15 protein-coding genes are annotated in these 20526 nt (G+C 66.6%); 8 read left to right on the top strand and 7 right to left on the bottom strand.

Going from position 1 to position 20526, the window contains the following annotated elements; all coding sequences use genetic code 11:
* Nucleotides 1-233 precede the first annotated feature (233 nt).
* Nucleotides 234-2438 carry a hypothetical protein gene (locus tag QSK36_RS13270; protein WP_285782612.1) on the bottom strand — a complete coding sequence of 735 codons (2205 nt, stop codon included), beginning with the start codon at nucleotides 2436-2438 and terminating at the stop codon, nucleotides 234-236.
* Between the two features lie 110 nt (nucleotides 2439-2548).
* Entirely contained in the window at nucleotides 2549-3241 is a 693-nt protein-coding gene (locus QSK36_RS13265; RefSeq protein ID WP_285782611.1) for a DUF3800 domain-containing protein, read from the bottom strand.
* 1187 nt (nucleotides 3242-4428) lie between these two features.
* Between QSK36_RS13265 and QSK36_RS13260 the strand changes: the two genes are divergently transcribed.
* A complete protein-coding gene (locus QSK36_RS13260; protein ID WP_285782610.1) occupies nucleotides 4429-5532 on the top strand; it encodes a hypothetical protein in 1104 nt (367 codons plus the stop codon).
* A gap of 142 nt (nucleotides 5533-5674) precedes the next feature.
* Here the strand turns inward: QSK36_RS13260 and QSK36_RS13255 are convergent, their stop codons facing one another.
* From QSK36_RS13255 to QSK36_RS13240, 4 genes are all read right to left on the bottom strand, one after another.
* Nucleotides 5675-6478, bottom strand: coding sequence for a DUF5677 domain-containing protein (locus QSK36_RS13255; protein WP_285782609.1), 804 nt, complete (start codon nucleotides 6476-6478; stop codon nucleotides 5675-5677).
* Between the two features lie 174 nt (nucleotides 6479-6652).
* Nucleotides 6653-6889, bottom strand: coding sequence for a helix-turn-helix domain-containing protein (locus QSK36_RS13250; protein ID WP_285782608.1), 237 nt, complete (start codon nucleotides 6887-6889; stop codon nucleotides 6653-6655).
* On the bottom strand, nucleotides 6886-7977 hold the full coding sequence (locus QSK36_RS13245; RefSeq protein WP_285782607.1) for a DNA-methyltransferase: 1092 nt from the start codon (nucleotides 7975-7977) through the stop codon (nucleotides 6886-6888). The genes QSK36_RS13250 and QSK36_RS13245 overlap by 4 nt, the downstream gene beginning before the upstream one ends.
* The gene (locus QSK36_RS13240) at nucleotides 7974-8402 is read right to left on the bottom strand and encodes an XF1762 family protein (protein ID WP_285782606.1); all 429 of its coding nucleotides are present in this window, start codon (nucleotides 8400-8402) and stop codon (nucleotides 7974-7976) included. The genes QSK36_RS13245 and QSK36_RS13240 overlap by 4 nt, the downstream gene beginning before the upstream one ends.
* Before the next feature lie 344 nt (nucleotides 8403-8746).
* Between QSK36_RS13240 and QSK36_RS13235 the strand changes: the two genes are divergently transcribed.
* From QSK36_RS13235 to QSK36_RS13205, 7 genes are all read left to right on the top strand, one after another.
* On the top strand, nucleotides 8747-10030 hold the full coding sequence (locus QSK36_RS13235; protein WP_285782605.1) for a hypothetical protein: 1284 nt from the start codon (nucleotides 8747-8749) through the stop codon (nucleotides 10028-10030).
* A 242-nt stretch (nucleotides 10031-10272) separates the two neighbouring features.
* Nucleotides 10273-11733 carry a conjugal transfer protein TrbL family protein gene (locus tag QSK36_RS13230; RefSeq protein WP_285782604.1) on the top strand — a complete coding sequence of 487 codons (1461 nt, stop codon included), beginning with the start codon at nucleotides 10273-10275 and terminating at the stop codon, nucleotides 11731-11733.
* Nucleotides 11730-12668: a PrgI family protein gene (locus tag QSK36_RS13225; protein WP_285782603.1), complete on the top strand. Its 939-nt coding sequence runs from the start codon at nucleotides 11730-11732 to the stop codon at nucleotides 12666-12668. Before QSK36_RS13230 ends, QSK36_RS13225 begins: the two co-directional genes overlap by 4 nt.
* Entirely contained in the window at nucleotides 12665-14416 is a 1752-nt protein-coding gene (locus tag QSK36_RS13220; RefSeq protein ID WP_285782602.1) for a VirB4 family type IV secretion system protein, read from the top strand. The genes QSK36_RS13225 and QSK36_RS13220 overlap by 4 nt, the downstream gene beginning before the upstream one ends.
* Nucleotides 14417-14421: 5 nt before the next feature.
* The gene (locus QSK36_RS13215) at nucleotides 14422-16800 is read left to right on the top strand and encodes a type IV secretory system conjugative DNA transfer family protein (RefSeq protein ID WP_285782730.1); all 2379 of its coding nucleotides are present in this window, start codon (nucleotides 14422-14424) and stop codon (nucleotides 16798-16800) included.
* Nucleotides 16797-17633 (top strand): replication-relaxation family protein, encoded by an 837-nt coding sequence (locus tag QSK36_RS13210; protein ID WP_285782601.1) that lies wholly within the window; start codon nucleotides 16797-16799, stop codon nucleotides 17631-17633. Before QSK36_RS13215 ends, QSK36_RS13210 begins: the two co-directional genes overlap by 4 nt.
* 287 nt (nucleotides 17634-17920) lie before the next feature.
* Nucleotides 17921-18316 (top strand): C40 family peptidase, encoded by a 396-nt coding sequence (locus QSK36_RS13205; RefSeq protein WP_285782729.1) that lies wholly within the window; start codon nucleotides 17921-17923, stop codon nucleotides 18314-18316.
* Between the two features lie 211 nt (nucleotides 18317-18527).
* Here the strand turns inward: QSK36_RS13205 and QSK36_RS13200 are convergent, their stop codons facing one another.
* Nucleotides 18528-20261, bottom strand: a complete 1734-nt coding sequence (locus QSK36_RS13200; protein ID WP_285782600.1) for an IS1634 family transposase — start codon at nucleotides 20259-20261, stop codon at nucleotides 18528-18530.
* Nucleotides 20262-20526 lie beyond the last annotated feature (265 nt).

The following is a 20526-nucleotide window of genomic DNA, read 5'->3' as shown; positions in this document are numbered from 1 at the left end:
CGGCGAATCCCGCCCGCAGCCAAGCACTTCCAGGACTTGCTCGAGCAGCTGGGCTGCGGGTAATACCAGTGCCCGCGCATCAGTCAGGTCTGGCCCCGACCGGCCCTGGGCCCACCCCATCCGCACCCAGCGCATCGAGCGCGGATTCTGGAAGTGCGTAAGACGCCTCGGCGGGACATCACCGCCTGCTGCGCCGACCAATCCCTGAGGTGGGCGGCTATCGAGGAGTACGGCTAATCCTGCTCCTCCTCCTCGTCCTCCGGCCCACCGGACCTATTACGCTGAACGAACTCGAGCACGTCGAAGGCGCTCTGCTGGAGGTCGAGCCACTCCTCTGGAGAGCCAAGAAGAGGCGGGAACGAAACCCTACTGCCCAACTCTTCAAGAGTCTCCAACGAACGCTTCGCGTAGCTCAGCCAGTCGTGCAGGCGCTTGCGCTCCTCAACGATGAGCTGTCCCGTGGACATCTCCGTTGGGACGAAGACCGTCGTGGAATCTGTGGGGCTGTCGGCGGCTTCATCATCGGTGCCGCTGCTGGCAGAAGGGCGGCTCTCCTGCGGTGGCTCGGCCCGTGCGGTCATCCTTCGAGCGCGTTCAGGGTCGGAGGCGAAGACAACATCCCATGTCGTAAGCGCGACCTCTCTTTCGTCCTCCCGAAGGATCCGGTCAGGCGCCTCGAGGTCGACGGCCACGTGCACATAGGCATCATCCCCAGTGGCAGCGTCACGCAGGCCCATCTGGCGCGCACTGCTTGCGTTGCGGGGGAGCAGATCATGACGAAAGCGCTGTGCCGCGTGCGCCAGTATCCACAGGCCTAGTTCGTTGTCCTTGCGAGCCAGCCCACCGATGACGGTCGACACATCCGCGCGGAATGGGACCTTTCCAGGAGCAGGCGTGACAGCCACAGCGGACCCGACGTTCCGGGTGAGTAACTTGTCAGCTATCAGTGCGACGCCCCCTGCCACCGCCAGTGTGCAGCGCGCATTCACGTCACCAGCGAGTGCTGGCTCGACCAGACTGAGGAAGTCCGCTGTTGGTACAGGCACCCAGCCGTCAGCTAGGACGTCTTCACATAGCACTCCGCCATTGCTCCAAGCATTACGAGCAGGCTTCATCGCCGAGCTCTTAGCCGCCCTCCAGGGTAGGTCGATGACAGGGCCAAGCAGGCCGGCGTACCCCTTGGTGGACATACGGCGCTCGTTCTTGATCTCCTTTGCTCTGGCTTTCAGCTGCTCATGGAACTCGGGACGAGTTAAGGTGTGGAGCAGGCAAGTCGCCCGCCATAGCGGTGTACCCGGGATCCTCTCATCACCATAGACCCGCGGTGTGGCAGCCTCATTTGTACGCCCGATGGCGAGGGAATATATGTCCCTAAGTTGCTCCTGGTCTCCCAGGGCAGAACGACGGCTCTGCGCGAAGAGCTTCAGTGCACGGGTGACGACTTCGAGGTTTTGAGCCGAGTCGTCCCACGGCTTGAACTCAACGTGAACTGAAGCGAGGATCGAACGCACTGCGTCGTCAAACACGTCTTCGGGAGCGAGCGCTCCGCTCGTGTGAGCTTCTACTCCTATAGTGAGATGGACGGGCATCAGATACGTCTGGGCGATCTGAGCCATCCTGAGGGAGAGGCCCCCACCTTTGGACTCTCTATGGTGCTCCTGCCTGAGCCGCTCACGATAGGCGGCCCTGCTGCGGTTCATCCGGTCCGAACGTGACGTCCCTAAGGATGTGCCCGACTCACCGAAAAGGACCTCCACGGCGAGATCGGCCGCATCAGTTGGTGTTGCAGACGGACCCGCGAGAACCTTCCAAGCGCTGGCGAGCCTGGTGATCCCATCCCGTGTAGCGATCACGTGGAGAGATTCCGAACCGTCCTCGAATTCGATCAACACGGGATGCGCTATAAGCGCTCGGGTGACGCGACGCGAGAGAATCGATTCCTCGTAGGAGTTAAGGTGCAGCGTGACAGAGATCGTCTGCCACACGTGCTGCTGAAAATGTGCGAGATCGCGGTAGCGGTACCTGATGACCGCCTGCGGCTTGCCATCCTTCGCTACCCCGAAGACCTGCGGGTCGGGAACATCAAGAGCTTCCTGACCCGTCCTCGGCTGAATACCTGGGAAGAGCTCGGTCATCCACATACGTGAATGCACCGACCGGAGCGTCGCGCCGTCGACATGTTCCTCTAACAGCAGCCCCGCGCCTTGGGCCTGCTCCAGCTGGAGGGCGACGACATCCGGGCGCACACAGGCACGTGCTACGGCTTCCCAAGACTGCTCGGAGACCGAGACAAGTCCATGTCCGACCGCAGCCTGCATCATCCGCGCGTGGGCCTCGAGGCTGGGCGCCGGAGGCAGTTCCCCTAAGAGGGAGGAGATGACAAGTTTCTCGCGCCCCCAAGTGATCTCTGCTGACTTGCCGGCATCGGCCGTCGCCATAATCTCCACCTTTCGCCAGGGATATGGAAGACTGAAGCTGCGGTCCTGGGTCGGTTTCGGTCCAGGTCCTGCCCGGTTGGGCCCGGCCGCAAGGTCGGGCCCAACCCCTCTCAGAGGGCTGTAGGTCCTTGCGCTTGCGGAAACGACTGCTTGAACCAGTCCCACATAAATGACCGGTTTGGACTGACTGCGAGGCTCTGGTGGGCCGTGTAGGCGACGAGGTCTGCGGCCTGTAACAGGCCGCATTGCGCCGCCGGAAGGAAGATGGGATCTTCCTCGATTCTGCAGTTCACTGCCGACAGGTACTGGTGCGCTCTCCGGAACGACGGGTCGGTCCCGTCCCCATCGATGATGACCTCTGCCTTTTGGTCACTCTCGGCAAGATCACGATTCAATTCCGTAATCATGGCCAGATAGAGCTCGGGCCTGCCCGTTTTGCGGAGCAAAGTACGTCTATAAGCGACACGGATACGGATACCAGGCATATCGGCAACGACTTGGAGACCCCGCCAAACTAAGTTCCGGATGTACTGCCGATGTCTTTCTCGACTAAGACCCCACCGGCCGTAGGAGTGAAAGTGTGAACCGCGTCCGCCGATCATCTTGACAGCATGTAGAGGAATATGCATTGGAAGGAGCCCTTCGCCAGCAAGTTCCTCTCGAAAGCGAGCCCAACGTATGTGCGCCTCGGATACAAAGCGATTTTCGAAATCCAACGCAGCAAAGATCATTAAGGCTCGACCGTCCCCGGAGTCGTCGACGTAGAGTGTCCGGTCGCACGCGTTGCGATCATGTTTGCTCATCGAACACTCCGGTTGCGCAGCCTCTGCCGATTCCTGGAACGCCGTAGATGAGGCTGCCGACCAAGGTAAGACCGAGGCCTGGCCCCCATTGGCCTCGTTAGCCAAAACAAGGGACGCCACACATTTACCGCGAGGAGGTCAAGCTAGCAGCTCCCGAGTGTCGATGTGTTGATTTTTAGGCTTCTGCGACCGAAGGAAGTTGAGGTAGGTGCCTGGCAGCCGTACGACTCACCCTCGTCAAAGTTGTCGCGCATCCCGATAGAAAGGATAAAGGGTGTCACTAAAAAGGAATTTTAGTCGGGCCGAAATGCTCGAATCTAGGCACTCTTGCCACTCCTGGCAGACCGAAGCGGTCGACGCTAATTCTTCAATGCCAACTTTTAGTCGCTCGCCCGCCGACAGGCTCTGTCAGCGACGGACAATGCTTATGCCTCCCATAGCACTTACTGACGGCCATAAACGCCTTTATCGGCCAGCCGCTTCGGGCAGGGGCATCGCCCCTATCGTGGCGATCCCGACTCACCCTCAAGCAATCGACCGCTTGGTAGCTGAGATCCACCTGCGCCCTGATCGCTGCAGCGGATCGACGGACAGCCATACGGACCGTCGCAGGCAGCGCACGGCCGACCAGTACGCGGCTGGCGTCGACCGCATCGGCTGGTTAGCGTCCACGAAGACCAAGATACGTTGCAGTGTCACAAACAGGCATGGCTGCGACATTTGGCGCTGCCTCCCAATGACGGTATAGAGATAACGGTCCGCACTTGCTACGTTGCTAAGGGTTGCATTCGGTTCAGGACCCGGTGTGAGCTGACGTCATGCACCGTTGGGACCCCGTCAATCCCCGCCAACTCGCCCTCCTCAAGCGGATCTCAGCCGGCGAGGACCTCAGTGGACCTGATGACGTGCCCGAACGGCATTCGGCACATGCGCTTCACAACCGAGGGCTCGTCGAAGTCTCGAAGCGACGTGGCACATGGAAGGCTGTGATCACTGACGCTGGCCGCTTCTATCTGGAGCACGGCTACCATCCCGATCACCCAGACCGAAAGCCGGAGACGACCGAAACAGGAAAGCGTAAGGCGTCCGAAGCGAGGCCGCGCGGACGATCTGGTACCCCTGAGAACGCACAATCGCCAGTGGCAACGGCGCCAGCCAAACGATCAGCTCCGCACACCACCGTCACCATGGCCGCCAAGAGACGCGAGGCCGCGATGCGGCTCATGGAGCGTCTGGCCACCGAGCGTACGGTGGTGATCAGTAAGCCGAGCGAGGACGAAATCGGCGAATGGCGACGCGTGGTGGACTTCGCGAAGCGGCATGGAATGGTCCCGGACGGCCATTACCTCGAAAGGCAGAAGCAGTGGACCGGCGACCTCCGTATCCAGCTCATGCCCGGTACGCACAGCAATTCGAGGCCGCGGATTGAGGAACTCCCCGCCGTCCCTGTGCCGAATCAACTGCGGTCGCCTCACCCGGTGGTGGCCAGCCTGCGAGACGACGAGCGCTGGCTCCGGATGCCCAAGGATTTGCGTCGCCGTTCGCTCCTGATTCTTCAGGCCCTCGTGGCCGAGGCGGTCCGGAGAGGACATACGGTTCGCGAGCGTCCCATCTCCCAGGAGGCGAACAGCGGGTACTACTACCAGGGGCGTTACCACGAGAGGCACTACTCGCGTCGTGATGGCGAGATTCAGATCAGCATCGGGGGCTACTCCTACGTGGTCACCATCCGGGAGGAGTCCCCTCAGTCAACCAATGACGAGCGATACGGGCGTCTGGCCATTGAGTTGACCTACCACTTCCAGGGACGGCAACGGCGTTGGGCCGACCGCAAGCGGTGGAAGCTGGAAGACGTCCTCGGCACTGTCCTGCAGGAACTTGAGACCCGCGCCCGCGACGACGAGCAGCGCAAGATCGACGAAGAGATCGCCAAGGCCCAGCGCAAGGCGCGCTGGGAGGAAGCCATGGCCGTGGCACGGGCCGCGGCTACCGAGGCCTACTACGCCACGTACCTGACTGAGCAGGCTGCGACCTGGAGGAGGGTGCGGGAGCTTCAGGAGTACTGCGAAGAGTTGGAGCAACGGATCAACCAGGTGAGGCCGAACGGCAGCGGAGTCTCCGACGCGGAGCAGTGGTTGACATGGGCTCAACAGCACATCGAGCGAGTCAACCCCTTCAAGGAGTTGCCTACCATGCCCACACCGCCCGAGCTCACCCCTAAAGATCTCGAGCCACACCTGGAGGGCTGGAGCCCATACGGCCCCGAGGAGTACCGCTCCAGATGGGGTTGATCGACTTCGTCTGCCTTGCGATCTCTCTGCCCACAGCGAGCACGCTCGCGCTCTACCTGCTCATCAACAAGGGGACTGATGGGAGCGTCTTCACCGATAGGCAGGACGGCAGGAATCGACGGAAGTCAGCCGGCACCCGAAGTCACGAGCTCGGGGGGATGAGGCCACTGGTTGGCACCCCGTAGTCGCGGGCGGCCCTGGTGACGACGGGGCGGAACGGGTCGCCCTTCAGCTTGGAGGAGACGACCGAGCCGGCCTGCATCAGCAGGATCGGAAGCCACAGGACATCGGGCTTCCCGCCGCCGCGGGGCTTGGGGTTCAGCCGGATGCTGAAGGTGCCATCCCCGTTATCCTCCGTGTAGGAGTCGGCCGTCCAGGCCGTGGGGTGGGTGTAGTCACACAGGTGCCGGTAGACGGTGTACATGCTGGGTTCGCCGAACCGAGCAGTGATCTTGTTGAAATTCTCGAACTCGAGCCACAGACGGTACAGGTGGCCCTGGATCGGATCGTCCTTGACAGGCTTGAGCGTGCGGATGTCGACGTCAGGTACAGGCCCGACCTCGACGCCGTCGGGAATCGGCCAGTGCCCCTGCTTCACCATCTCCTCAATCATTTTGCGGCGTCCGTTCCAAGTGACGAAGTCGATGACGGTCAAGCCGTCGTCCCCGGTCTGCGCGAGCCAGATCATCTTGTAGACATGTTCGACGATCGACCGGTAACTGGGCGTGGTCTGGATCGTGCTGCCGGCCTCGATACGGTTCACGAAGTCGGCCGCCAAGCCATTGACATGCACCCACCACCCGCCCAAGACGCGGACCAGCGCGACGTCTTCGACGGGCACGTCCAGGCCTCGAGTCACCAGGGCCTCAGCCTCCGCTATGAGCTTCTTCGCGATGGGGAGTGCCCGCTTACGGGTCCCCGCGTTGTTACCGAACTCGTAGGTCACCGGCCGCAGAGTACGGGGGCCGCTGCGCGCTTGGCACCCGATTTACGGGGGTTAGCGGCACTGGTCTCACCGCGCCAACGCCACTGGCCCTGCCGAGTCCGACATCGAGATCTACCTCGACCATGGAGAGCCCCCCTCCGATTCGGAGCGAAAGGGCTCTCCATGGTCTCCACTTCAAGCGCTCGAGCCGAAGGCGCCCCGTACGTTCTCTTTGTCGGCTCCGATCAAGACAAGCAACTCGATCGTCGGCACGCGGTAGGTGTCGCCCGCCCTGATGACACGACAGGGGAACTGGCCCCGTTGAACCAGGCGGTAGGCGGTGTTCCTACTCAGGCCCAGAGCTCGGGCCGCTAGAAGAAGCGGCACCACCGCAGGCAGGGCCTGCACCTCCGCAAGAGTCAGCGGTTTCATGGGGTGTCTCCCTGATCTCCGCTGTCGAGAATCGGGCACCCATCCAATTGACCACTCGTCGGGCCGCGATCCACCGACCCTGGCGATCTCTCCGAGCGCGGTTCCCTCGATAGAAGCCGGGTTCGGGCGAGTTCGCAGTAGCCGGCGTTGAGCTCGATGCCGGCGAACTTCCGGCCGAGTTGCCGCGCGGCAATGCCTGTGGTGCCGCTGCCGGTGAACGGGTCCAGGACGGTGCCGCCGGGGCGGCAGCCGGCAGCAATGGCCCTGAGCGGGATGTCGATCGGGAACGCCGCGAAGTGCGCCGCCCGCAGCGGCCGTGTGGGGATCGACCAGACGTCCCCGGGGTTCCTGCCGTTGGGGTGCGCGGCGGCATGCCGCGCACCCGTGGGCCGCATCGCCGCGCCGTGCCGTGGGCCGAGCGAGTCCTCCCCGTACTTGCCGCTCGGAGGCCAGGCCGTCGTGATGCTGTTCGGCTTGTTGCCCCCGGCTCGTGCCCGCCTGGAAATCGGGCGGTCGCCGGTGTAGGGCTGGCGGACCGGGTCGAGATCGAACCAGTACCGCTGCTGTTTGACGAACAGGAAGATCAGCTCGTACCGGTTGGACATCCGGTCCCGGACCGACTGCGGCATCGCGTTCGGCTTGCTCCACACGATGGCATTGCGGAGGATCCAGCCGTCCTCTTGGAGGGCGAAGGCGACCCGCCACGGCATGCCGAGCAGGTTCTTCGGCGGCACGGCCAGCCGCGCCTTGGGCCGCACCTCAGGCTGGCGCGCGTTGTAGTGCTTGCCGCGGGCCCAGCCGTCCGAGTTGGCCGCGTAGCAGTCCCCGAGGTTCAGCCAGCAGGTGCCGTCGTCGGCGAGCACCCTTCGGGCCTCAGCGAAGGTGACCCGAAGGTTCTCCACGTACGCCTCCGGCGTGGCCTCCTGCCCGTACTGGCCCTCGCAGTAGTTCCGAAGCCCCCAGTACGGCGGACTGGTGACGATGCAGTCCACCGAGCCCTCGTCCATCTCGGTCAGCACCTCGCGCGCGTCCCCGTGGTAGATCGCCGCGTGCTCGTCGCGCCAGTACGGCGCGCGCAGTTTCCTCATGCGCGACCTCCGGCGACCCGGATCTCCCAAAGAACGCGGGCGACCTCGCCGGTACGGCTGGTGTCCCATCCGAGTGTGCTGGGGACCAGCCGGAAGCCGGCCGCGCACAGGCTGGTGCCGGGCTCGTCGACACGGGTGTAGGCGAGCAGGCGCCGGTAGCCCTCAGCCCGCGCGGCCCGCCAGGCGGCGCCGAGCAGGGCCGAGCAGGCATTGGGCGTGCCGTCGGTGGACAGGCAGACGACCTCGGCCGTGCTGCCGTCGTCGAAGGCCCAGAAGGCGGGCCTGCCGACGAAGACGACGCCGACCAGGGTTGTGTCGCTGGTCCGGACACCGATGACGAACTCCGCCGCGGCCGGTGGGGCGAGGTAGCGGTGCGTCCAGGCGGTGAACGCCCTCGCGGTTTGTACCGCGACCGGCGAAATCACCAGACGTGGCTTTTCCGTTGTGGCTAGGCCGCCGCTGCCGGCGTTCTTCTGGATGTCATTCCTTTTCTCCATTGATTTGTCGGGACACGTTTTCCGGATGCGGGCCGCCGAGGCCGTGAACACGGCTCCAGTGGCATGCAACCAGGCAAGCAGCGTCCTCAGAGTCCACTCAGAGGCCGGGCGGCTGAGCTCAGAAGGTCGCACTCAGAAGCCGCCGAGCTACTCAGAATGCCGAGGCTCTGAGAAATTCCTGAGCGACTACCCAGCTTTTCTCTGAGCCGTTTCTGAGGCGGTGCGTACACCGGTTTCGAGACCACGAACTCCTTCTCGACCCGGAGCACGACATGAGCGCGCATCGCCTCACCGAATCACCCCTGGACACCGCGGAGACGTCATTCCGGTTGCTGACGACCGGTCCCGGGGCCCTGTCCCTGGACTGCACGGCACTCGCCCCCGGCCTGCCCCGGGGAGCGGTCTGCCTTCGGGAGTTGCGCGTGCTGCTCACCAGCCGGACCGTCACCGACGAGGCGCGGGACGCCGTCTGGCGGAAGCTGGTCGCACGCGCCCAACAGGCCAGCTCGACCTGGACGGTCGCGGCCATCGGCATGGCCATGCCGGCCCTGCGCACGATCGCGATAGCGCTGACCCGCGACCTGGTCCGCGGAGACCCCGTGGACGTCGATATCGCGATCATGGCGGGCTTCCTGCGAGCCCTGCATCGTGTGGACACCGCCCTGCCCCACATCCGCGCTCGGCTGTGCGAGGCAGCCCGCTTCGCGGGTGAGCGCACCCGCCGTCACATCGAGGCCACGGCCGAGCGCCGTTGTGCGGCCAGCGAGCCGATGCCTCCCCCGCGTCCCTGGTACCACCCCGATCTGGTGCTGATCGACGCGGTGGCCCAAGGCGTACTCAGCGGGCTCGACGCCGAGTTGATCAGCCTGACGCGGCTTGAGGACGTGCCGCTGCGGGACCGTGGCCCGGTCAGCGGGCAGCAGAACCGCCGGGAGCTGCCACTGATCAACGTCCTGCGGCGGGAGGAATCCGAACCCGCCACCTTTCCCCTGACCGCTTCTCCGATCCCGGGAGAAGCGCACTCGGCTTCCGCGCGGAGCCAGGGAACTCCGGATGCGCAAACAGCAACCGACCCGAAGGGAGGCAGGGACACAACCCCTGGCTCCGCGCGGTGGTCTCCCAACCACCCCTCAGTCGTGGCCCGCTGTCACCGGGCCGCCCGGCAGCGGCACCCGGTATGGCACACCAGCGGCAGCCGTCCCTGCCGCAGGAGACCATCCTCGCGGGGGATCGCCGCCTGGGGCCTGGCCACTGCGGCAATCGCCATCCTCGTTATTGCCGCAGTGGCAACCGCCGCCTTCGCGGCTTCCCCGGTGGCCGCCGCTCCGTCGGATCTCAATGCGGTCTTCACGAACCTACGCAACTGGCTGATCGGCCTGCTGGCGACGCTGGCCACGCTGATGCTGACCATCGGCGGGCTTCGCTACCTCGTCGCCGGCGGTGATCCCGGCGAGGTCCAGAAGGCCAAAGCGGCGTTGAAGGCGGCAGCCTTCGGCTACGCGCTGGCCGTGCTGGCTCCGCTCTTCGTGAGCATCCTCAAGCGCGTCGTGGGGTGAGAGCGATGGCTTCCTCGTCCCGACCCAGGGTCACCGGCTCAGCCAACGTCAGTCGGCCCGACGCCTCGTTCCGCGCTGCCGCGATTCCCCGGCCCACTGCCGCGGCGGCAGTCGTTCGCCGCATATTTCTACGTACGACCGTGCTACTGATCATCACGGCGGCCGTCGTCACGGTGTCGATTGCCGCCATGACGGCAACCGCGAGCGCCATGCCAGTGCCGTCTCCTTCGCCCTCACCGTCGATGCCCGGACCAGTCGACATCCCGGTCGACAGTCCCGGGTTCGGATTCGGTATCGGCGACTGGATCAACGGCCAGATCAATTCCTGGTTCGCCAATCTGGTCGCGCTCGCGATCAAACCGCTGCTGGACGTGCTGGCCGCGACCCTGCTGGCGACCCCGGACGTGTCCGGCAACGGCAGGGTCTTCGACCTATGGAAGGCAACGGCGGCCATCGCGAACACCGGATTCGTCCTGCTGGCCACGATCGGTGCGATCACCGCGATGGGACATGAGACGGTCCAGACCCGATACGCGGTCAAAGAGGTCCTGCCGCGCCTGTTCGTCGCGGTCCTGGCCGTCAACGTCAGCTTCGGCATCTGCGGCAAGGCCATCGAACTCGCCAACGCCCTGTCACACGCGCTGCTCGGCCAGGACTTCGATGAGAGGCGCGCGGCGGCGACCCTGCGCCTCCTGGTTGTCGTCCCCGGCCAACAGGAGATCTTCTACATCCTGCTGGCGCTGGTCGCGGTCATCTTGCTGATCCTGTTGCTGATCGCGTTCGTCATGCGGGCCGCGCTGATAGTGCTGCTGGTGGTCGCCGCGCCGCTCGCCCTAGCCTGCCTGGCGCTGCCGTACACCGACGGGCTGGCCCGGTTCTGGTGGCGAGCCTTCACCGGGCTGTTGATCGTGCAGGTCGCTCAGTCGCTCACGCTGGTGATGGCGGTGCGGATCTTCTTCAATCAGGACGGCCGTCTCCTGCTCGGGCTCATGCCGACCGGGCAGCTCGTGAATCTGGTCCTCGTCCTGTGCCTGTTGATCATCTTGGTGCGCATCCCGGGCTGGCTTTCCCGGCGCGTGTTCGCCCAGACCGCCGGCCGTGGCTCAACGGTCACACGGATCGTCAAGTACGCCTTGGCCTACAAGCTCACCTCTCCGGTCATGAACGCTCTGCACCTCGGCAGAGGTGCACGCGGCGGCAGGGGTTCAGGCAGGGCCAGGGGCGCGACCTTCGCCATGGCGAGCAGGGCACTGCCCGCGCTCGCCGCAGGTCCCGCCGGTACGGCTGCCGCCACCACAGCGACCGCTGCCTCCGCGGCCAGGGGCGGCACCGGCCAGGCCCACCACGCGCCCGGGGCAGCTCGCCGTCCCGGCAATCCTGGCAACTTGCAGCCCGGCCCGGTCAAGCATGCCCCGTCCGGTCCGCCGGCTCAGGGCAAGTACCGGACGCCGCTGCGGCCGTCGGCGCCGATTCCCCCCACCACTCCGGTGTACGGCTACCCGCGCGACACCTACTACGCCAACGGCCCGGCAGGGCTGGTGCAGATGTACTGGCTCCGCGCCCAATCCACTCCAGCGACGTCCGGACGGCCAGTCCAGGCACCCGGTGCGCCGGCTCCCGGCGGCATAGACCGGCCTCAGAACCCTGGCCGTCGTGGGCCGCAGCGGCATGGCCGCCCGTCCGGTAGTGGTGACAACCGATGAGCTGGGTGCAGCCGGTACGCATCCCTGCCGATGTGGACCAGGAGGACCGGATCGTCGGCGGCTTCACCGTCCGTCAGGTGGCCATCCTCGGCGGCACCGCGGGCCTGCTGTACGCCGCCTACATGCTCCTCGGAGAGCACGTGCCGCTGGTGGCGTACGCCGTCGGAGCCCTGCCGATCGCGCTGGTCGGCATCCTGCTGGCGATCGGACGGCGTGACGGTGTGAGTCTCGACCGATACGTGCTGGCCGCGCTCCGCCACCAGCGTTCCGCGAAGGCTTTGGTCTCCGAATCAGGGAGCATTCCTCCGGCTCCCGCTTGGATAGCCGCCAGGTCCGTTCCCCGGCCGGCGCCGCTGCGCCTTCCCGCGCGAGGAGTGGCCGATGACGGGCTCATCAATCTCGGGCCTGACGGGGCCGCCGCCCTGGCGGAGGTGTCCACGGTCAGCTTCGCCCTTCGGACACCGGACGAGCAGGACGCCCTCGTCTCAGGTTTCGGCCGCTGGCTCAACTCACTGTCCGGCCCGGTTCAGATCCTCATCCGTGCCGCGCCGATGGACCTCAGCGAGACGATCAACAGCTTGGTGAACAACGCTCGTGCGCTCCCTCACCCCGCGCTGACGGCCACCGCGCACGAGCACGCGGCCTTCCTCACCGGCCTTTCGGCCAGGCACGACCTGCTGCGCCGCCAAGTCCTGCTGATCGTAAGGGAGCCCTGCACCGAGGCGGGCGGCCGGGACGCGGCATCGGCCCGGGCGCTGCGCCGCCTTGAGGAGGCCGCCCGATTGCTGGCGGGCTGCGGACTCACTGTCCGCCCGCTGGACGCCCCGGCCACACGGGCGCTGCTCGCCTCCTGCTTCGACCCCGCCGGCCCGCCACCACCCACCGACCAACTCGCGACCCCGGACGAGGTCATCACGACAGGAGAACACCGGTGAAGCTCTTCCCACGCAAGCGCACGGCCCTCGCCACCGGGTTCGGCCCGGACGCGATCCAGGTCCGGCCGCGGGACCTTCGAGTCAGCGGCGGTCTGTGCGCCACCCTGGCCATCAGCGGATACCCGCGCGAGGTCACACCCGGGTGGCTGGAGCCGTTGCTGATCTATCCCGGTCGCCTGGACGTGTCGCTTCATGTCGATCCGGTCCCGTCCCAGGTCGCCGCCGATCGGCTGCGCAAGCAGCTCGCGCGTCTCGAATCCGGGCTGCGCAGCGACCAGCAGCACGGCCGGCTTCTGGATCCCCGAGTGGAGGTCGCGGCAGAAGACGCCCAGGATCTCGCCTCCCGCATCGCGCGTGGTCAGGCCAAGTTGTTCCGCGTCTCGACCTATCTCACGGTCCACGCGGCCGCCCAGGATGAGTTGGACGAGGCGTGCGCGCAGGTACGAGCGCTGGCCGCGTCGCTGTTGCTGGATGCCCGGCAGGTCGCCTTCCGACAGCTTCAGGGCTGGGTGTCCTCGCTGCCGCTGGCCTTCGACAACCTGACCGTCAGCCGTACGTTCGACACCCCGGCGCTCGCAGCGGCGTTTCCGTTCACCAGCCCGGATCTGACGACCGAACTGGGACCGACCGCCGTTCTGTACGGCGCCAACGCCGCCAGCCCGTCCCTGGTTGCCTGGGACCGATTCGCCCAGCCCAACCACAACTCGGCCATCATCGCCAGCAGCGGAGCGGGGAAGTCCTATCTGGCCAAGCTGGAAGCGCTGCGATCCCTCTACGCCGGGGTCGAGGTCGCGGTCATCGACCCCGAAGACGAATACGCCCGCCTGTGTACGGCCGTCGGTGGTGCCTACCTCCACTTGGGCGCGCCGAACGTCCGGCTCAACCCCTTCGACCTGCCCCTTGAGGGGCGGCGGGACGGGGACCCGCTGACCCGGCGGTCGCTTTTCCTGCACACGCTGGTCGCGGTCATGCTCGGCGGGCCGCTGGACCACGCCGGTAAGGCGGCACTCGATCGGGCGATCCTCGCCACCTACAAGCAGGCCGGGATCACCTTCGACCAGCGCACATGGAAGAAGCGCCCTCCCCTCATGAGCGATCTGGCAAACGCGCTTACCAGAGACGACGACCCCAAGGCCGCCGGGATAGCGGCAGGCCTCGCGCCGTACGTGACCGGCAGCCACCGCCAGCTCTTCGACGGACACACCACCACCCAGCCCGACTCCCACCTGGTCGTCTTCTCCCTCCGGGACCTGCCCGAGGAACTTAAGGCCGTCGGCACCCTGCTCACCTTGGACGCCGTTTGGCGAAGGGTCTCCGACCCGCGCAACCGTCGCCCGCGCCTCGTCGTGGTCGACGAGGCATGGCTGCTCATGAAGGACCCCGAGGGCGCCAAGTTCCTGCTTCGGATGGCGAAGGCGGCCCGCAAACACTGGGCCGGGCTGTCGGTGGTCACCCAGGACGCTGCCGACCTGCTCGGCTCCGACATCGGACAGGCGATCATCGCCAACTCCGCCACCCAGATTCTGCTTCGGCAGGCTCCCCAGGCCATCGACGCGGTCAGCGACGCCTTCGGCCTGTCCGACGGCGAACGCCACCTCCTGCTCTCCGCCGAGCGCGGCTTCGGCCTGCTGGCCGCGAACTCCGGTGCGTCCCGGGTGGCCTTCCAAGTCCTGGCCAGCGAGCAGGAACACCGCCTGGTCACCTCCTCCCCTCAGGAACTCGCCGAGTACGCGGAGGACGACCTGTGAAGACGATGATTCAGGGTCCGCTGTACGATCCCGATGCCTTCATCGACTGGCTGCTGGCCTGGGTAAACGGCCGCGTCTGGCAGCTCGCTCTCGCGCTCTCGGTCGCCGCGATCACCCTCGAACTGTCCCACGTCCTGGTCGTACGGCTCCGCCACCGCGCCGCGACGAACGGCGCACGATGCGTGGAGATCTTCGCCCCGCCCACGGCGGACATGGCGGGTGCCGAGGCACTGTGGGGCAACCTACTCGGACTGCTGCGCCCGGTCTGGAAGCGCATCCTGTTCGGCCAGCCGCATCTGGCATTCGAGTACGTCTTCGGCACCGGCGGAGTCCAGATCCGGATGTGGGTCCCCGGCACAGTCCCTCAGCACCTGGTGGATCACGCGATCGAAGCCGCCTGGCCGTCCGCCCGCACCACCGTCGTGGAGGCCGCTCCGCCGATGCCGCTCAGCGGGCAGGCCACAGGCGGACACCTGGTGATCGCACGCAGTGAGCGGCTGCCGCTCCGGCACGACCATGACCACGACCCTCTTCGCGCCCTCCTCGGAGCCGCGGTGGGCATGCCTGGCTGGCAGCACGCCGCCGTACAGATCCTCGCCAGGCCCGCCACCGGTCGCCGTCTTTCCGGCGGTGCCGGCGGCATTCCCGTCTTCCTACTGCGAGCCGGACTCGACCTCTTCGCGCCGGGCCCGGCTCGCGCTCACCACCAGCCGAACCACGGGTTGCAGGATCACGCTGCCCGTCTGGAGCAGTACGCCGAGGCCCGCGCCATGAGGGACAAGGCCCTACAACCCCGATACGAGGTCGCCGTCCGCTACGCCGTCCAAGGCGACGAAGGCAAGGACCGGGCAGCGCGCAAGGCACGCCGGAAGATCATCCGAGGTCGCGCGCATGCGATCGCTTCGGCATTCGCTCTGTTCTCCGGGCACAATCATCTGGAGCGGCGCCGCCTGCCGCTCCCCGCTCGCCACCTCGCCTCCCGCCGATTCGGGCGCGGCTACCTCCTGTCGGTCTCTGAGTTGGCCGCACTCGCGCATCTGCCGATGGACCCCGCCGTACCTGGGCTGCAACGAGCCGGAGCGAACACGGTGGCGCCTTCGCCGCAGGTCGCCCAGAACGGGAAGGTGCTCGGCCTGGCCGACGCCGGGCACGTGCGGCCGGTCGCGCTGCGTGTGATCGATTCCTGCCATCACGTGCACGTCCTCGGCCCGAACGGCACCGGCAAGAGCACGCTGTTGGCCCAGATGATCCTTTCCGACATCCAGGCCGGGCGTGGCGTCGCCGTCGTCGACGCAAAGGGAGACCTCGTCGCCGACCTCCTCGGTCTGATCCCCGAAGAAGCAGGCGAGCGCATCGCTCTGATCGACCCGGACGACCGCCAACCCCGGCCGGCACTCAACGTGCTGAGCGGCCCGGACCTGGAAACCCTCGTAGACAACCTCGTCGGCATCTTCCACAAGATCTACGCCGACTCCTGGGGCCCGCGCAGCGACGACATCCTGCGTGGCTGCGCCCTCACGCTCTCCCGCAACGGCGGAACTCTCGCTGACATACCCGCGCTGCTCACCGACCCCCACTACCGCAAGCAGCTCACCGACCGCCTCAACGATCCCTTCCTGTTGGGGTTCTGGAACTGGTACGAGCGCTTGTCCGAGCAGGCCCAGGCGCACGTCACCGCGCCCATCATGAACAAGCTGCGGGCGTTCCTGCTCCGTCCTTTCGTCCGGGACATCCTCGGCTCGGCCCAGTCCACCTTCGACGTCGGCGACGTCCTGGACGGCAAGATCCTGCTCGCCCGGCTGCCCAAAGGCGTTCTCGGCGACGACACCGCCCGCCTGCTCGGCTCGCTTCTGCTGGCCCAGGTCTGGCAGGCCGCCTCCCACCGCGCCCGGCTCGGCCGCAGCCGCGCGCCCTCAGCCCTGTACGTGGACGAGACGCAGAACTTCCTGAACCTCCCGCACGCCCTGTCGGACATGCTCGCCGAGGCTCGCGCCTACCGGCTGTCCATGGTGCTCGCCCACCAACACCTGGCGCAGCTTCCCCGCGACCTGTGCCAGGCGGTCAGTTCCGACGCGCGCAACAAGATTTACTTCTCGCTCTCGCCAGAGGACGCCCGCGAGGTCGAGCACCACTTCAGCCCGTACCTGACCCGGCATGACCTCGCCAATCTCGGCGCCTTCCAGGCCGCCGCCCGGCTGGTCGTCCGCTCTGCCGAGACCCCGCCTTTCACCTTGCGCACCCGGCCACTGCCCGCCCCCGACTCCGACCTGGCGCGACGCGTCCGCGCCGCCGCCGCCAAAGCCCACGGCCGGACCCCCGCCCAGCCCGAAGTCCTACCGCACGACGACCCACGACAGCAGCCCAGAATCGGAGAGAACACATGAACGAGCACTACACGCCCGGCGTCCTGGCCTCGCTCGCCACCCAGCTGACCAGCCGCGACCGCCACCTGCTGCGCCTGGTCTGGACCCACAAGGTCCTGACCGGCCACCAGATCACGCGCATCGCTTTCAACAACCCGATCACCGCACGGCACCGCTTGGTCAGGCTGCATCGCATCGGCGTCCTGGACCGCTTCCGGCCCAAGCCACCCGTCGGTTCAGCGCCCTGGCACTACGTGCTCGGCGAACCCGGCGCCGCCGTACTGGCCACTGAGGACGGCGTCGACCTGAGCGAGTTCGGCTACCGCCGCGACCGCGCCCTTACCGTGGCCTACAGCCAGCGCCTCGCCCACACTGTCGGCGTCAACGACGTCTTCGCCCGCTTGTATGGCACCGCCCGTCAGGCGAACGGGTGCCGCCTGGAGATTTGGTGGCCAGAGGCGCGCTGTGCCGCCCAGTGGGGCAAGCACGTCCGCCCCGACGCCTACGGCAGGTGGACCGAGAACGGCCACACAGTCGATTTCTTCCTCGAGTACGACACCGGCACCGAGCCCCTCGACCGGGTGCTGGCAAAGCTGCACGGCTACGCCGCATTGACGGCGGCCACCGGAATCACCACCCCCGTCCTGTTCCTGACCGCCTCCAGGCGAAGGGAGACCAGCCTTCACGGCCGACTCCAGCTCCGTGCGGCTCAAACCGGGGTGCCGTGCGCGACAGCCGTGGCGGGGCCTGACCCGCAGGGCCCAATCTGGCTGCCCCATGACCGCCGAGAAGCACGCCTGCGCCTGGCCGAACTCGCCGAACACTGGCCTCAGCCCGCCGCGGAGTGCCATTGATCATAGAAACCGCGCTGGCGAAGATCCTCGCCGCAGGCGCCGGCCTCGTGGCAGGAGTTGTCCTCCTCATAGGACTGGCAGGAGGCGCGCGGTACGCGGCCATCTCGGCCAGTGCGGTCTGTGATTACCCCAGCCCCTCGGTGTCCGAGCGGGGAGCGACGCAGCCCCGGAAAACACCGCCCACGGCCGCCGCCAGACTGTGCGGGGAACTACCGCCAGGAGAGATCCCGGTAGAGGCGCTGGCTGGAGCGGAGCGCGGGATAATCGCCGTTCAGGCGGCGTTGCGCATGCGCGGCACCCCGTACTCGTGGGGAGGCGGCGGGCCGGCCGGACCGAGCTTCGGCATTGGTCGCGGTGCCGGAACGCGAGGGTTCGACTGCTCCGGCCTGGCCGAATACGCCTGGTCCAGAGCCGGGGCCCGGATCGGCGGCGACACCTCCGCGCAGTGGCGTGCGGGGATTCACGTACCCAGAAGTCAAATCAGACCAGGAGATCTGATCTTCTTCGCCTCCAACCCGGCCAGTCCAGCGACGATCCACCATGTCGGCATCGCGATCGATGCCACTCGCATGGTCCACGCCCCGTTCACCGGGAGCATGGTACGCATCGACACCTGGGCAGGCGTACCGAGCCGGGAGCGAGAGTTCATCGGAGCCGTCAGACCCGCGTTACGTGAGTTTTAAGAAGTATGACCATTTCTCACAACCTAAGCAGTGCGCTGGTTCGCAACCAGCAGGCAGGCGGACAGTTGCATGAGCGGAGCCAGCCGTGCGACCCGGGTTCCGCAGTTGGTAGGCATACGCGCGGCGAAATTCGCGTGTTGAGCTGGGGAAACGCGTGTAGGGCCGGAAGGTGGCGTGTGCCTACGCCCTCCTGGCCCTGATCGCCTGGTGATCAGGCGGGGTCGAACGCGGAGACCCTCGGTGGTGGGGTGATGGAAAGCGCCTGGTAGATGGCCTTCTGGGCAGGTCGCAGCGGGGTGGTCTGAATGATCGTGCCGGCCTCGCCGGCCAGGGTCACCTGCTTGAGACGGCTAGTTTCACGGTTGATCTGCCGCCAGCTTTGTCCCGTCGAGCGTTCGGCGACGCGGGTCAGCAACAGCGCCAGCCAGCAGATCAGCACGTGTGCGCGGATGCGGTGTTCGAGCCGGTGGAAGACCGGGCGCAGCAGCAGTTCGGACTTCATGTCGCGGAACCCGCGCTCGGCTTCCAGCAGGTTCTTGTAGCCCAGGGCGGCGTCTTCGGTGCTGATATGAGGGTCGGAGGTGGCCAGCAGGTACTTGCCGTCGAGGTTGGCCTCGGCCTTGACCTTGGCCCGGTCGATGACCAGCCGCCCGCCCGCCTGCTGGCGCAGCCACCGGCCCAGCGTGGGGTGATCGCGCAGCGCGCACTCGGCCCGCACGTGCGCCTGCCCGGCCTTCTCACGCGCCCGCCGGCTCAACTCGCGCGTGCGGTCCCGCTCGCGCTGAACCTTGATCCGCTGCAACTCGGCCTCGATCCGCGTGATGGCCTGCTCACGGGCGAGCCGGTCGCGTTCGGCCTGGCCGGGGTTGTGGCAGATGATGAACCGCTGATCGCCGGCGCCGTCCAGGCGGACCTCCTTGACCCGCAGGTTGTCACGCACGGTCTGGTAGCGGCCCTGCCGTGACAACGCCTGCTCGACCAGCGGGTTGCCGTCCCGCATCCGCATCCCGGCGATGTAGTGACCGCCCGCGCGGCGCAGGTAGGCCAGGTTGCCGGCGGAGGAGAAGCCGCGGTCGACCACGGTGATCACCCGGCCGAGCTTCCAGTCCCGCAGGTCGTCTTTGACTTCGGCCAGCACGGTCTGGTCGCTGGTGTTGCCGGGCCAGCACCACACCCGCACTGGGATGCCCTCACGCGTGACGGCCAGCCCGATCACGATCTGCGGCAGGTCATCACGGTGGTCCTTGGACTTGCCCCGCACCCGGAACCCTGTGCTGCCGTCCCCGCCGTCCCCGCCGTCCTCGTCGTCGGTCTCGAAGTAGGTGGAAGTGGTATCGAAGAACAGCAGGTCGACTTCCAGATTGAGCAGGTGCGCGACGGCGAAGAACACCGCTTCTTGCACCTGGCCGGTGGTGTCGGCCCCGACCAGCAAGTCCATCGCCCGGTACGCCTGATCGTCATCCATGCTGGGCAGGCCAGGGATGATCACGTCTTCACGGACCCACTCAGCGGCCGACAGCTTGCTCATCGGCTCGATCGCCCGGTTGGCCACCAGCGCGAACAGCACCCGCTCGACCGCGGTGGTGAACCTCTGCCCGTCGGCGATCTTCTTGATCGACGCGCCGACCTGCAGTTTGGCCCACAGGCCGTCCAGCAGCCAGGCGGCGCCGATCGGGCGGGCATCGATGACCTCCATCGGGGCCGCACCAGCGGCCAGGGCGGCCTCAGTGCTGTCGCTGAGCTCTCCGCCGTCGCCCTCGCCGAAGTGCTTGCGGATCGAGGCGGCCAGGCGGAGCAGGCCGTCGATGTCGAGGCGGTCGACGCGGCCGAGGTTCAGCAGCACGTCGGGCTTGATCTTGCCGTCGACCCGGTGGTTGTGGGCCAGGGCGACGTACCGGGTGGCGGTGCCGTCCTTGTTGGTCCGCTGCGTGAACCGCAGATACATGTCTACAGCGAACCATATAAGTCCAGCCAGTAGGAGGCCCAATTCTCCAAACGTGTTACTACACTTCCGAGGTCGCTGACACCGGAGCGGTAGTACGCGAGCCGCTGGCCTGCACCATCGTCTCAGCGATCACCCGCGTGTGGCTACGAACTGCGGAACCCGGGTGCGAGGGTCGGAACCCATCAATTCTTAGGCGTTCTTCAGAACGAAGCTGAGAGCTCTGGGGATGTCTAGGCGGGCCATAGGAGGCCCGCCTCACCGAGGA

The organism is Microbispora sp. NBRC 16548, from assembly GCF_030268985.1.
Lineage (GTDB): Bacteria > Actinomycetota > Actinomycetes > Streptosporangiales > Streptosporangiaceae > Microbispora > Microbispora catharanthi.
This window is presented reverse-complemented; position numbering and strand designations above follow the sequence as displayed.

Bases quoted from the DNA above. Each gene is read 5' to 3' on its own strand.
- QSK36_RS13270 (WP_285782612.1), bottom strand. From the start codon at position 2,438: ATGGCGACGGCCGATGCCGGCAAGTCAGCAGAGATCACTTGGGGGCGC.
- QSK36_RS13265 (WP_285782611.1), bottom strand. From the start codon at position 3,241: ATGAGCAAACATGATCGCAACGCGTGCGACCGGACACTCTACGTCGAC.
- QSK36_RS13260 (WP_285782610.1), top strand. From the start codon at position 4,429: ATGGCCGCCAAGAGACGCGAGGCCGCGATGCGGCTCATGGAGCGTCTG.
- QSK36_RS13250 (WP_285782608.1), bottom strand. From the start codon at position 6,889: ATGAAACCGCTGACTCTTGCGGAGGTGCAGGCCCTGCCTGCGGTGGTG.
- QSK36_RS13245 (WP_285782607.1), bottom strand. From the start codon at position 7,977: ATGAGGAAACTGCGCGCGCCGTACTGGCGCGACGAGCACGCGGCGATC.
- QSK36_RS13235 (WP_285782605.1), top strand. From the start codon at position 8,747: ATGAGCGCGCATCGCCTCACCGAATCACCCCTGGACACCGCGGAGACG.
- QSK36_RS13230 (WP_285782604.1), top strand. From the start codon at position 10,273: ATGCCCGGACCAGTCGACATCCCGGTCGACAGTCCCGGGTTCGGATTC.
- QSK36_RS13225 (WP_285782603.1), top strand. From the start codon at position 11,730: ATGAGCTGGGTGCAGCCGGTACGCATCCCTGCCGATGTGGACCAGGAG.
- QSK36_RS13215 (WP_285782730.1), top strand. From the start codon at position 14,422: ATGATTCAGGGTCCGCTGTACGATCCCGATGCCTTCATCGACTGGCTG.
- QSK36_RS13210 (WP_285782601.1), top strand. From the start codon at position 16,797: ATGAACGAGCACTACACGCCCGGCGTCCTGGCCTCGCTCGCCACCCAG.
- QSK36_RS13205 (WP_285782729.1), top strand. From the start codon at position 17,921: ATGCGCGGCACCCCGTACTCGTGGGGAGGCGGCGGGCCGGCCGGACCG.
- QSK36_RS13200 (WP_285782600.1), bottom strand. From the start codon at position 20,261: ATGTATCTGCGGTTCACGCAGCGGACCAACAAGGACGGCACCGCCACC.